The organism is Maridesulfovibrio sp. (assembly GCF_963678865.1).
Classification (GTDB): domain Bacteria; phylum Desulfobacterota; class Desulfovibrionia; order Desulfovibrionales; family Desulfovibrionaceae; genus Maridesulfovibrio.
The window spans coordinates 839,188-851,605 of record NZ_OY787459.1 but is presented as its reverse complement, the minus strand read 5'-3'; the positions used below and the strand labels follow the sequence as shown (position 1 = coordinate 851,605).

11 protein-coding genes are annotated in these 12,418 nt (G+C 44.2%); 3 read left to right on the top strand and 8 right to left on the bottom strand.

The genetic code is table 11. The annotated features are described in order from the left end of the window. Positions 1-52: 52 nt before the first annotated feature. A complete protein-coding gene (locus ACKU41_RS03845; protein WP_321404240.1) occupies positions 53-1,099 on the bottom strand; it encodes a two-component system response regulator in 1,047 nt (348 codons plus the stop codon). Positions 1,100-1,615: 516 nt separating this feature from the next. Here ACKU41_RS03845 and ACKU41_RS03840 point away from each other — a divergent pair. Both ACKU41_RS03840 and ACKU41_RS03835 read left to right on the top strand, forming a co-directional pair. Further along, on the top strand, positions 1,616-1,831 hold the full coding sequence (locus ACKU41_RS03840; RefSeq protein ID WP_321404239.1) for a hypothetical protein: 216 nt from the start codon (positions 1,616-1,618) through the stop codon (positions 1,829-1,831). Positions 1,832-2,241: 410 nt separating this feature from the next. Further along, positions 2,242-2,580 carry a DsrE family protein gene (locus tag ACKU41_RS03835; protein ID WP_321404238.1) on the top strand — a complete coding sequence of 113 codons (339 nt, stop codon included), beginning with the start codon at positions 2,242-2,244 and terminating at the stop codon, positions 2,578-2,580. Between the two features lie 249 nt (positions 2,581-2,829). Here the strand turns inward: ACKU41_RS03835 and ACKU41_RS03830 are convergent, their stop codons facing one another. The 6 genes from ACKU41_RS03830 to ACKU41_RS03805 all read right to left on the bottom strand — a co-directional run bounded on the left by ACKU41_RS03830 (position 2,830) and on the right by ACKU41_RS03805 (position 8,855). Next, on the bottom strand, positions 2,830-4,104 hold the full coding sequence (locus tag ACKU41_RS03830) for a TRAP transporter large permease (protein ID WP_319779869.1): 1,275 nt from the start codon (positions 4,102-4,104) through the stop codon (positions 2,830-2,832). Between the two features lie 2 nt (positions 4,105-4,106). Beyond that, on the bottom strand, positions 4,107-4,628 hold the full coding sequence (locus tag ACKU41_RS03825; RefSeq protein WP_321404237.1) for a TRAP transporter small permease: 522 nt from the start codon (positions 4,626-4,628) through the stop codon (positions 4,107-4,109). Positions 4,629-4,685: 57 nt separating this feature from the next. Beyond that, positions 4,686-5,663, bottom strand: a complete 978-nt coding sequence (locus ACKU41_RS03820) for a DctP family TRAP transporter solute-binding subunit (protein WP_319779866.1) — start codon at positions 5,661-5,663, stop codon at positions 4,686-4,688. Positions 5,664-5,964: 301 nt separating this feature from the next. Next, complete coding sequence (locus ACKU41_RS03815; RefSeq protein ID WP_319779865.1) at positions 5,965-6,681, bottom strand: response regulator; 717 nt, start codon at positions 6,679-6,681, stop codon at positions 5,965-5,967. Beyond that, positions 6,678-8,303: a sensor histidine kinase gene (locus tag ACKU41_RS03810; RefSeq protein ID WP_321404236.1), complete on the bottom strand. Its 1,626-nt coding sequence runs from the start codon at positions 8,301-8,303 to the stop codon at positions 6,678-6,680. Before ACKU41_RS03810 ends, ACKU41_RS03815 begins: the two co-directional genes overlap by 4 nt. 339 nt (positions 8,304-8,642) lie before the next feature. Beyond that, positions 8,643-8,855: a hypothetical protein gene (locus ACKU41_RS03805; protein WP_321404235.1), complete on the bottom strand. Its 213-nt coding sequence runs from the start codon at positions 8,853-8,855 to the stop codon at positions 8,643-8,645. A 376-nt stretch (positions 8,856-9,231) separates the two neighbouring features. Here ACKU41_RS03805 and ACKU41_RS03800 point away from each other — a divergent pair, with 376 nt between their 5' ends. After that, positions 9,232-9,864 (top strand): nitroreductase family protein, encoded by a 633-nt coding sequence (locus tag ACKU41_RS03800; protein ID WP_321404234.1) that lies wholly within the window; start codon positions 9,232-9,234, stop codon positions 9,862-9,864. Positions 9,865-9,974: 110 nt separating this feature from the next. Here the strand turns inward: ACKU41_RS03800 and ACKU41_RS03795 are convergent, their stop codons facing one another. Then, positions 9,975-12,392: a methyl-accepting chemotaxis protein gene (locus ACKU41_RS03795; protein WP_321404233.1), complete on the bottom strand. Its 2,418-nt coding sequence runs from the start codon at positions 12,390-12,392 to the stop codon at positions 9,975-9,977. Positions 12,393-12,418 lie beyond the last annotated feature (26 nt).

The following is a 12,418-nucleotide window of genomic DNA, read 5'->3' as shown; positions in this document are numbered from 1 at the left end:
CCGGATTAATTACAGCTTGTTAATACATGTCAGCAAACACTCTGGGGATAATTTATATATCTTTAACGTGACATTCTTCTCTGTTTTTTTCATATATTTTAATTACTTTAGAAATATTATTGATAAAAGCAGCAACCAATTCCGGGTCAAAATGCCGTCCTGCCTGTTCTTCGATAAAACTTATAGCCTTATCAATCGGCCAAGGTTCTTTGTAAGATCTTCTGCTGGTCAGAGCATCAAAAACATCTGCAATAGCCACAATTCTTCCTTCAATAGGAATGTCAGTGCCTTTTAGGCCCTTAGGATAGCCAGATCCATCCCATTTTTCATGATGAGTGAGGGCTACTGACCTTGCCAACTTCAATAATTTATCATCATGCTCGCCGATTATTTCAGCCCCGAATTCACAATGCTTTTCCATCTCCTCGCGCTCCTGCTCAGTCAGCTTACCGGCTTTGAGCAGAATTGAGTCTGAAATGCCGATTTTTCCAACATCATGCATCGGTGTAGCATTAAGCAATAAATCGATGGTAGCATCATCCATACCTATACTTCGGGCAATAACACACGAGTAATAACTCATGCGGATGACATGCATACCGGTTTCATTATCTTTGTATTCTGCAGCCCGGCCCAGCCTGCGGATAATTTCGAGCTGACTTTGCGCCAACTCTTTAGTCCGACTGAGGACAGCATTTTCAAGTTCTCTGCTGTTATCATAAAGCTGAAGGTGTGTTTTCACTCTGGCAAGAACAATCGAAGGACTGACCGGTTTTGCGATATAGTCCACCGCTCCTAATTCAAACCCCTTAGTCTCGTCTTCAATTTCATCTTTTGCGGTGACAAAAATGATAGGTATTTTTTGAGTTCTGGAGTCTTTTTTCAATTGGCGGCATATTTCATAACCGTCTATCCCCGGCATCATAATATCAAGCAGAATAATGTCAGGGACTGTAGCAAAAGCGATTTGTAATGCTTTAGCTCCGTTTTTAGCAGCCTTGACGCGATATTTTTCAGATAAAATTTTAGAAAAAACAGCAATATTATCAGCCGAATCGTCCACTACCAGAACAGTCTGCCTTGATGCATTCTTACTCATTCATACAGCCTTGTAGATATATACAATTTAAGACTAAATACAGACTTAGACATAAATTTTTATTTCCCAACTTTCTAAAAAAAACACAAGTTACAACAGATATCCACTATTTTTTTATCAACCAATCGTAAACATCTTGCTATAAAACGCCAAACGGATCCCAAAAAAAACAATCTACTCCTTTTTTCATGCATTTCTCTTTAATTACGAGCATCAGCCGACAGCAGCGGAATTATCCCGGGCTACATGTCATCATCAGGACCACACATACAACCCTCTTCAAACCTATTTAGCATACTTGCGCCTCAGTGATAAACGGTGCGATATCAATATCCGCGCAGGTTAAGAAATTTCTAATGTTGAGAGAGCATGCCTAAGTATAATAAATTATAATAGCGCCAACTGTATCAAAAGGAGAAATCAAATGACAAAAAAAAATCTCAAGACGTCATCTGCTTAAAGGTTTAGGCATATGCTCCATTGCATTCGGATGTCCTTTAATTGGTTTTGCTGCCCATGCAAAAGATAAGAAAAACAAAAGCGAAAAAGAACTGCGCAAAAAACGTAAAGAGGAAGACCGGGAACTCAAAAAAAAGAATGATGAAGAAAAGCGAGCAAGGCAGAAAGAAAACAGAGAACAGGAACGGGCTGAAGATAAAGACGAACGGGAGCGTAGAAAGGATCAAAAGAGAGAAGAACGAGAACAAGACCGCAACGAGAAAAAACTTTTAAAGGAAAAGAAGGCAGAGGACAAAAAGACTCGCAAGAATCAAAAAGAAAATGAGAAGGAACGTAAGAAGGAAGACAGGAAGGCAGAAAAAGAAAAACGAAAAAAAAGTAAAAAGAAATAGTGAAAAGTTGGTCGGCTTCAATTTTCTATAGCTGGTGAGGTATCACTGAATTTTTTTGAAATATACAATATGCTACCGGAAGGGCTTGAAGGCGGATGGAAGAGCATAGAAGGACGACTCCGTTATCTTGTACCGTTCTTACATCCAAGAGTATTACAGGGACAGCTTTTAAGCGCTTTTCTTGATGTCGGAAGACCACAGAAAACTGGAAGAAGTAGAAGTGCACTACCACATTGTGTTGATGTTGTCCTCGTAATTTTGATTTAATGTACATCAAAATATGGAGGCAGTATGAATAATAAATTGAATATCTTATGGACAAATGCCGACCCTGTGACCGCAGAGTTGATGGTGATGATGTATGCACAGAACTCAATCAAGAACGGCTGGTGGGACGAAGTTCAGGTGATTATCTGGGGTGCGCCATCAAAGTTGGTTGCTGAAGATGTACATGTTCAGCAGTTGATAGCAGATGCCAGAGAATCTGGTGTTAAGTTTAGCGTTTGTGAATCCTGTGCGAATCAGTTGGGAGTTAAGTCACAGCTCGAAGAACTTGATCTTGAAATTAGGTTCTGGGGATCACCTTTGACAGAAATAATTAAGAAGAATGAGCACTTGATTACCATATAGTTCTATGGGATTTTTGGATGCTTTTTACCCGCAGGCTAAGAATTGATTTAGTCAGGGTCTGAGATTTACTGAATAGATGACTGAAGTAGACAACAGCGGTCCCGTTAATGAATAACAGATTTAGTGAAAAGTAGACTCTAACCGGAAAAGTAGATCTATTTGATTTTTGCCCAATACGCACTGAAGCCCTCGCAACTGTTAACAGTTGCGAGGGCTTCAGAATTGAGCGTTGTGATTTTGTTTTGCCCGCTAATGCAGGAGATTGGGCAGGAATGTGATGATCGGGGGACAGAAAGTCATCAGCAGCAGCGCTCCCAGCAAGGCAACCAGATAGGGGATCGATGCCCTCATAACTTTTTCAAGGGGTACTTTGGTGATGGCGCTGGCGACAAACAGGTCCAGACCTACGGGAGGCGTAATGCAACCGATCGCTAGGTTGATAACCATCAATACGCCGAAGAACAGCGGGTCAATTCCCAGTTTCACTGCAACAGGCAGGAATATGGGGGTCAGAATGACGACCGCAGCGGAGGCGTTGATTAAAGTCCCGATGAAGAGCAGCAGCAGGTTCATCATGATCAGGAACATTGCCGGAGAGTTGGTAAGGGATACTATGTACTCCCCGATATGGTGTGGGATTTCAAGGTTGGTAAGCATCCAGCCGAAGACTTTGGCGGCACCGACAATGAACATGATCATTGTTGTACCCATGACGGCTTGAAAGATGATGCGCGGAAAATCCTTGATGGTCAGTTCCTTGTAGATGAAGAAGCCGACGAAGATACCATATACGGCTGCCACTGCGGCAGCTTCGGTGGGAGTGAATATGCCGCCGTAAATTCCGCCGATGATAATAACCGGGGTCATTAAGGCCCAGAAAGAATCCTTGAATGATTTCAATAGATGGATAAATGAAAATGATCCTTCCGCAGGAATCCCTTCCTTTTTGGCAATGGCATAGCTGACCAGACACATAGTCAGGCCCATAAGCAGGCCCGGAACCATTCCACCCATGAACAAGTCGCCTATGGATGCCCCGGCGATTACTCCGTAGACAACCAGGGTGATGGACGGGGGAATTACGATGCCGACTGTTCCACCTGCAGCGACGATGCCGGTGGCCAGTTCGCGGCGGTAGCCTTTCTTTTCCATTTCATCAACCATTGTGGAACCGATGGCTGCAGTGGTGGCTGCTGATGACCCGGAAATAGCGGCAAAGAACATGCCTGAAACCGCGACAACCTGAGCCAGTCCGCCGGTGAACGATCCCACCAGAGCCTGCGCAAAATTGACCAGTCTGGAAGTTACCCCTCCGGCAGACATGAATGAACCAGCCAGCATGAAGAAGGGTACGGCCATGAATGAAAAGGAATCAATACCGGAGTACATGACCTGAGTGATCATGACCTGAGGTATGTGCATGTAATGGTAGAGAATTATAGATACGGAAAGGCCCAGCGCGTAGGCGACGGGAACACCCAGAAAAGTCAGGCCCAGAAATGAACCGAGTAATACTAACTCCATGACTATCTCCCGACTTCAGCTTTCTGTTCAACACCTGCGGACGATCCGCAACGTTCCCTGACCTGTTTGAAAATCCGCACCGTATCCTTCATAAGGTAAAGAATCATCAGGAAGGCACTGATGGGGATTATGGAATAGACCACGCTCATGGAAATACCCAGCCCCGGCGCGACCTGAAAAGTCATGACAGAGGTCATCTTGGCTCCCTGCACCAGCAGGAGCATGGTGAAGGCATAGCTGCAGAGATTTATTACGGTTTCCAGTGCCAGTCCTGCAGCAGTATCTTTCAACTTGCTTGGCAGGATCTGTACTGCAAGGTGTCCGCTTTCGCCCATGATCAGGGCTGAGCCAAGGAATACGACCCAGACAAAAAGAAATCTGGCAAGTTCTTCGGACCACTCAAAAGTGTGTCCGAAAAAATATCTGGTAACAACCTGAAAAAAGATCAGGACGAGCATTACGGTCATTGAAGTTACGGATATCCAGTAAAGGACCGCACGAAGTTTTTCGAATAGTTTATCCATCAGGAATCCTCCCTGAGAATCCGGAGCCGAGGAATCCCTCGGCTCCGGTTGAAACGGCTATTTTTTCAGAGCGTTGATTTTGTCAATGTTGTCCTGTCCTACGACGTCGGCGAATTTTTCATAAACAGGCTTGGTTGCTTCCGCGAATTTTTCACGGTCCACTTCGGTTATCTTGATTTTTCCGGTACCTTCGATAAGAGTCCAGTATTCATCATCCTTTTGTGTGGAGAACTTGCGCTGCCAGTCTATAGCTTCTTTGGCTGATTCCTTGATGATTTTTTTCTGGGCAGGATTAAGTCTGGCCCAGCTGATCATGGACATTACCAGCGGTTCCGGGGCGTAGGAGTGGGCGGTCTTGGATGCGAATTTCTGTACTTCGAAAAAGCGTTTGGTCCAGATGTGGGCGCTGGGGTTTTCCTGTCCGTCAACAGTTCCCTGCTGCATGGCGGAATACAGTTCACCGAAAGCCATGGGAGTAGGGGATGCTCCGAGGGATTTCATCATTTCGATGTAAATTTTGTTGGTCATGACCCTGATTTTAAGTCCATCCATATCGGCGGGAGTCTTGACTTCGCGGACGTTGTTTGTCAGGTGGCGGATACCGTTTTCCATGTACCCGAGAAGTTTGATGCCTTTCGGTTCAAGAGCCTTGCCCAGATCCATACCCACGGTATCGAGGGATTTGTAAGCATGTTCACGGTCCTGAAAAAGGAAGGGCATGTCGAAGATTGAAATCTGGGGCTGGAACTGGCCGAGAACGGCTGTTCCCACCAGAGCCATGTCAACGGTTCCGAAGATGAGTCCTTCAATGAGGTCTTTCTGTCCGCCCAGCTGGGAGGAGGGGAAAACCTTGACGATGATTTCGCCTCCGGATTTTTCCTTGACGATCTCAGCAAATTTTTCGGCACCCTGTCCGTAGGGATGCACGGGTTCGGCAATATGTCCGAGCTTGAGAACCACTTTTCCGGCAAATGCGGGAACCGACATGGCCGCAATAAGTACTAATGCACAAATCACTGCGAATAAACGTCTCATAAACCCTCCTCTGCTTAGGCAGATTTTCAAAATTTAGTCATACAGCTGCTTCCCAATTATTGCAGTGATCAGAATCTATATGAAAAAACGCAGGAGGTGTTATTATCTGCTTAATGTGTTTTTTGTGTTTTATGCGGATATTGTGCATATTGTTCACGAATGTGAAAAGGTGAACAAACTCGGCAGGATCAGTAGGTCAGGGAGGGGGATATTTTCAGGATATTCAGTGCTTCGAAGGGGCGAAGCCTGCTAAAAAAAGTCTAGGATTAAAAATGTCGGCAGGGGCGCCGGAAGAATTACGTCATGAGTCTACGGCATTGGTATTGAAATATTTACGTTCCGGTCGTCCGACTGTTCCGTACACAACATCAGGATAGATTCTGCCGATGGAAACAAGGTATTCCAGATAGCGCCGGGCTGTGGATCTGCTGGCCCCTATGATTTCGCCCATTTCTTCGGCACTGATTCCTTCCTGCTTATCGATGTTTTTCTTCCCGAATACGGCCTTGACCTTTTTTAATGTCAGGCGATCAATGCCCTTAGGCAGGTTCTCCGGGCCAGACTCCGACATGGATGTGGCCGGGTTGAGATTGCGGATATTATCCACATCTTTTTGTTCGATGGCATCTTCTGAATGCAGGCGTCGAAAATATTCACCGAATTTTTCAAGGCAGGTTACGAAGCGGTCGAGAATGACAGGCTTGATGATATAGTCAAAGACCCCTCCGCGCAGGGCTTCCTTGAGCGGTCCCATTTCCTTGGCTGCGGTGATCAGGATTACATCGGTTTCCAAGCCTCTGGTGCGTATTTCGCGTAACAGATCCAGACTGGTCCCTTCCGGAAAATAGAGATCGAGCAGGATCAGGTCCGGTTTGTATAGTTCAATGATGGTTTTGGCGTCTTCAAGACTTTGGGCTATGGCTACTACGCTGAAGCCGGGCACCCTTTCGGTAAAGCGGCGGTGGAGGTCTGCAATTCGGCCATCATCCTCGACTATAACAACTTTGACTTCGGTCATACTATTGTACACCTGACTTTTGGGATTATAACTGAGAAGAGTGTTCCGCCGGGTTTGGCGGCTGAAACGGTAATCAACCCGCCAAGTTCATCAAGTCGCTGGTGGACTAGATAAAGTCCCAGTCCACGGCGCGCGCTCCCTTTGGAAGATATTCCTTTTTCAAAGATTTTTTCAATTTGGGCCGGGGGAACTCCGGGACCCGAGTCTTCCACTTCAAAGACTATGTCGTTTCCAAGATCGGTAAAGGAAAGGAAAACGTTGCGGTTGTCTTTATCCTGTTCCAGCACCGCTTCAAATGCATTGTCCAGAAGGTTGCCGACAATAGTAACTATTTTCTCCTGCTGTATCCAATCCGGAACATCAAGCATTGTGCTTTCCCGGTCAACATGGAAGTTTATTTTCAATTCCTTGGCCCGATTGTATTTCCCGAGCACTATGGCAGCTATTACCGGATGGGGTACGGCTTTGTTCAGGAACCTGATGATGTCTTCGTAGCCGGATGATTCCCGGGCCACTAAATCCAGTGCTTCCTGATAAGCTTCGATCTGGATCAGTCCTGCTATCGTGTGGAGTTTGTTCGAGTATTCGTGGGTCTGTCCACGCAGCAGTTCGGAATATTCCTGAATGCTGGAAAGCTCATGGGAAATGCGGTCCAGTTCATCCTTACGCCGGAAGCTTGCTACCAGCCCCTTGATGGCCCCGTCTTTGAGGACCGGCACAATGTTGAAGATCAGTTCCTGTCCGTTGACGATGCGTTCCTGGTCGAATTCGCTTTCTCCTGTGGTCAGGGCATGCTTGAGTCCGGCGCAGGGGATCACATCGTCAATATGTTTCCCTACCAGTTCCGCGGAGTAGAAGCAGGTGTATTTAAGTGCCGCGTTATTGGCCAGGCGGATTTCCCCCTTGTGGTCTGTGGCGATGACGCCTTCCCTGATGGTTTCGAGCACGGCTCCTCTTTCAAGGTAGAGGTTGGTTATTTCAGCAGGCTCAAGGTTGAGCGTGATTTTTTTTAGGTGGCGGGTGATGCAGGCCGTTATCACAAATCCGAACAGGGTTAGAAGGATTATGAAGATAAGCGGTCGGTTCATGTGTTCGGCAATGCTCTTCTTTACGCTGGTCGAAAGGTAACCCACCGAAACAAAGCCGATGATTTCCCCGTCCTGAGAGAAAATGGGAACAAATGATCGGATGGACCGGCCCAGAGTACCGACAGCCTCCGAGACGTAGGATCTGCCTTCTTTGATAACCGGGCCGGTATCGCCTCCAACAAAGGTCTGTCCGATCCTTTCCGGAACCGGATGAGAAAAGCGCTTGTTATCAACATCGCCGACTACGATGAAGGTGGCTCCGGTCTTTTGGCGGATGTTTTCGGCAAGGATCTGAATTCTTCCTTCCGGGTCGTTGCGCAGGAGTTCATCACGGATCATCGGCATATGGGCTATGGATTGCGCTGTCTGGAGAGCGCGCAGCCCTATCTGTTCTTTGAGCAGATTGGATGTGAGGTCGGAAATCAGAAACCATGTAATACCCAGTTGGATCAGAACGAGCCCGGCAACCATGTACGCAAGATAATGCTGTATTGTCTTGGGTTTGATAACAGTCAGGAGTTCATATAAACGCATGGCTACCTTGCCTTTGCAGGATTATTCCAAGTCTTGATTGAGGAGTTGGAAAAGCAAAGATATTCTGACCGTATAGTTAAAGAATACACTGCATTTAACTGTGGTCTGTTATATGAACTGATTTGTAACAGCCACAAATGATGTTTGCAAATAAATATATGAAAGCCGGGCGGTTCTTGAATCTTCTTTGAGCCGTTTATAATTTCAATTCCCGAATTTGTGGAGGGAACATAATCTTTTGCTATCTTCGGTCATGTAATGAAATCGAAGTAACTGCGAAGATTGTTTGTGTACACACTCTTCTAACAGGGTCATATTAAATATTGCAGCAGCAAAACCTCAGGAAATATCCATCCTTTTTAAATTAGGGGGCTGATTCTCTTTGGGAGAGTATTTGCCGCACCAATCTGTCTTTTTTACTCTTGGCCAAATTCCCATGGATTTATTTGAGGTTGGAGAAACTGTTGGAGGCGAGAACCTGCATATTCCGTCTTCCTTGTAGTCCATTTGGCTTGGAAGGTAGTAAATACAATTTTCACATGATTTATCCATTGAATGATCTCCTTAAAAAGTATCACTGTCAGTAACATTTTGTGCTTTTTATGATTCTACCTTTAATCTTACGGCTTCTGTAATTTTAGGTCAACCGGCATGTAGAAAAGAATGCTTAGTTGTGATTCATATTTTGTGTTTGTCAGTACCGACTTCCATGTTGAGTCTTTGGCTATCTTCGAGTTTGTAAGCAGTGGATAGTTTCATGCTGCGCCTGTCCTATTGTCTTACCTGAAATGTTTTCATATAATTCGATGAATCAGGTTCTCATTTGGAGTTTTTACACATGAGTTTGTAACTAAAATAAGAAAAAATTATAAAATTTTTTGCTGCGCAATGTATCGAAATAAGCTCAATTAAAAATTAGGAGAATATTATGAAAACGAATGCAATTCTGGGTGTTAAAGATGCAATTCTACAAAGACATAGTGTGCGTTCCTTCACTTCAGAGGCTGTGAGTAATGAAAAAATTGAAGCCTTAATTGAAGCGGCACGACTTGCCCCTTCAAGCCTTAATTCACAACCTTGGCGTTTTAAGGTTGTGAAGGATAAAGAAATACTGAAAAGGTTCGGGGAGAAGAATATATCCAGAACTCAATCTTGGTTGGCTGAAGCCGGGGCTATAATTGTTTGTTGTGCGGATATATCTGGTTATGTCAAGGATTCTCAGGCCAGTGCTTTTTTCTATCGCGAAAATGATCTGATAACTGGTGATACCATGGACGGAATAGATGAATACGTCGAGAGAGAATCCTCAGCAGACGCTTATGCTAAATTTGGTTCATCTGCTATGAATGTCGGAATTTCAATCTCTTTTATGATGCTTAGAGCAGTTGAACTTGGTCTGGGAACTTGTTGGGTAGGAATGTATAATGAACCTGAAGTTAAGGAATTGGCGAACATTGATCCGGAGTTGAGAATTGTTGGACTGCTTGCAGTTGGATATCCCTCCGAAACTCCGGATCAAGATCATAACCGTAAAGAAATTAGTGATATTTTGCTGCCTTAGGCGAAGCTCTTCATCGGCTTCGGTTAAGCGAAGCCGATGAAGTACCGAGAATGCTTCAAATGTATTAGTTCCGACTTGATCTGACATTTCCTCTTGAAACAGAAGAAGTTCTATTTTCCAGAGATGTTTTCAAGTTCCTCTGACAGCTGCACAAGATTATTTAAAGCTTCGGTTGAAACCTGAACCCTGTCACTGATCGTGCTGGCGAGCTCGTTTACTTCGCCTATAGAACGATTGATTTCCTCTGAACCGGCTGATTGCTCTTCTACAGCAGCGGCAATGTTTGTTATGTCAGTTGCAGATTCCTGGACAAACGTTACGATGTCTTTCAACTGATTTCCCGATTCTTCAGCATATTCTGCAGCTCTTACAGCGAGAGCTTGTGTTTCATCAGTTATAGTTTTCGATTTACTTGTCTGACTACGTAATTCGGTGATAACTGTTTCAACTTCTTTAGTGGCATCTACTGTTTTTTCTGCGAGTTTTCGAACCTCGTCTGCGACTACAGCGAACCCACGCCCCGCATCTCCTGCTCTGGCTGCTTCGATTGCCGCATTTAGAGCAAGAAGGTTGGTTTGGTCGGCAATGTCGTTGATCACGTTAAGAACAGTACCGATGCTTTCAGCACGATCTTCCATTTTGAGCATTATCTCGCTCATGAGTTCTGTGTGGTGTTTTACTTCTGTGATAGCTGCGGTAGCGTTTAGAACTGTTTCAGCACCATTTTTAGCCCGGTCACGGGTTTCTTGTGATTTTTCTGAAGCCCGTCCGGCATTTTCTGCAACATCAAGTACACTTGCATTCATCTGACCCATAGCTGCAACTGTTTCGGATAATAGTCTTTGTTGGTCGACAACGGATTTATCTACTGCTTTCATTTCTTCGCCTAAATCGTTGCAGCTGCTGAAGACCCTTGATGATGCTTCTTTTGTAGAAGTGTTGACCTTGTTTATTTTTTCGAGCTGGATATTGATTGCATTCTCTTTTTCCACAAGGTCGCTCACATTTCTGGCTACTTCAAGGTAACCGAAGGTTTCGCCGTTTGAGTTGTGGAGCGGGGTTGCAACAGGCTGTATGTGTATATCATTGCCATGTCTGTCCGTGAGTGAGAGTATTTCCGCTTTATTTTCAATTCCTGTTTTCATGCTCATTGATATAGGACATTTTTCTGTTGAGCATATTTTGGTTTTGAAAATGTTTGAACATTTGCTTTGTTTTATTTCGTCGATACCTAAACCGGAAAAATTTTCTGTTGCTTTGTTTGTCAGCAAAAGATTAAATTTCTTATCCACTACAAAAATGGGATCTGGAACGGCATTTACAACATCGACATACACTTGCATGTTGTTAACCATTTCCGACAATTTCCCGAGCATGTTATTGAACATGTTGCATAGATTCCCGATCTCGTCATTGAATCTGATTTGCATTATGCTATCAAGATCAGCCCGATCTTCGTTAATGTCTTTTATTTTATCAGATATGGCTTGAACCGGTTTTAGAACTTGAATATTTAAACTAAAGTATATGAAAATTAACGGGATAATTAATATTGCAGCAAGGCAAAGCAAAAGCCATGTGTTCGCGTTACTGGAAAGTACAGCCAGTTTTTCGATGTTTAAGACGCCAATGAGAACGCCGACCTGTTTTCCGCGATAATCAGTTATGGGCAATGTGGCTATCGCTATATTGTCCATAGTTTTAATAATCTGTTTGGTTTTGCCTTCATCCAGCAGCTTTTTTTCAAGCAGATCGGTATATTTAGATTTGTCGGTGGCACTGACCAGCACGTAGTCTTTAATGATTGGGTATTTGGATTCATCTTGCAAAGAAGTCGAGGTGCTCAGTAAATCTTTGTTCATGAAAAGCATCGTGGATATTCCAGCATTTTCAACGTCGTGTAGGATCGGGTTAAAGCTTTTAAGAATTTCCACAGAGCCAATCGTTTCACCAGATGCGTCTTTGACAGGAACAAGCCCTCTAATAGCGAAACCGCCTCGTCCCAGTTCAATGCCGCCGACGGCTTTACCGTTTTGATTAACGTCCAGAACTGTTTGGCGGAAACTAGATATATCATCAGATATGTCTAACCATTTTCCGTTCCTTTTTGCCTGTTTTTCACGCCATAACCGGACAAGACTTCTCCCATTAGGCAAATGGAAATGGAGTCGTAACTTGCCATCTCCTAATTCTTTATATCCTTTGAGTTCTGCTTTGAGTTCATTTCTGATATGTTCGCGTGCTCTTTGCGCTTCTGGTGAGCGCTCGTCATCAATATCGCCGGAATGAGCTATTTTAAAAGCTTCAATCACATCAGGACGTTGTGAAAATAATGCAGCAAGGTGTTGCGCCGCTTTTGCTGAGTCTGCGATGCTGTTCTTTACTGTTGTAAATGCATTGCTTACTTTCGATTTAACATACATTTCTTTTAGTTGAGTAAAAGAATTATCTATTATGTAGAAACTTAAGCATCCCAGCAAAACAACGACAAAAAGTTGTGGCAAAATTAGTTTTGTATTTAATTTCATTTTCTCTCCCAAGCAAATAAATTAAC

Excerpts from the sequence above, each read along its gene's own strand:
- ACKU41_RS03845 (WP_321404240.1), bottom strand. The coding sequence starts at position 1,099 with ATGAGTAAGAATGCATCAAGGCAGACTGTTCTGGTAGTGGACGATTCG.
- ACKU41_RS03840 (WP_321404239.1), top strand. The coding sequence starts at position 1,616 with ATGCAAAAGATAAGAAAAACAAAAGCGAAAAAGAACTGCGCAAAAAAC.
- ACKU41_RS03835 (WP_321404238.1), top strand. The coding sequence starts at position 2,242 with ATGAATAATAAATTGAATATCTTATGGACAAATGCCGACCCTGTGACC.
- ACKU41_RS03830 (WP_319779869.1), bottom strand. The coding sequence starts at position 4,104 with ATGGAGTTAGTATTACTCGGTTCATTTCTGGGCCTGACTTTTCTGGGT.
- ACKU41_RS03825 (WP_321404237.1), bottom strand. The coding sequence starts at position 4,628 with ATGGATAAACTATTCGAAAAACTTCGTGCGGTCCTTTACTGGATATCC.
- ACKU41_RS03820 (WP_319779866.1), bottom strand. The coding sequence starts at position 5,663 with ATGAGACGTTTATTCGCAGTGATTTGTGCATTAGTACTTATTGCGGCC.
- ACKU41_RS03815 (WP_319779865.1), bottom strand. The coding sequence starts at position 6,681 with ATGACCGAAGTCAAAGTTGTTATAGTCGAGGATGATGGCCGAATTGCA.
- ACKU41_RS03810 (WP_321404236.1), bottom strand. The coding sequence starts at position 8,303 with ATGCGTTTATATGAACTCCTGACTGTTATCAAACCCAAGACAATACAG.
- ACKU41_RS03805 (WP_321404235.1), bottom strand. The coding sequence starts at position 8,855 with ATGGATAAATCATGTGAAAATTGTATTTACTACCTTCCAAGCCAAATG.
- ACKU41_RS03800 (WP_321404234.1), top strand. The coding sequence starts at position 9,232 with ATGAAAACGAATGCAATTCTGGGTGTTAAAGATGCAATTCTACAAAGA.
- ACKU41_RS03795 (WP_321404233.1), bottom strand. The coding sequence starts at position 12,392 with ATGAAATTAAATACAAAACTAATTTTGCCACAACTTTTTGTCGTTGTT.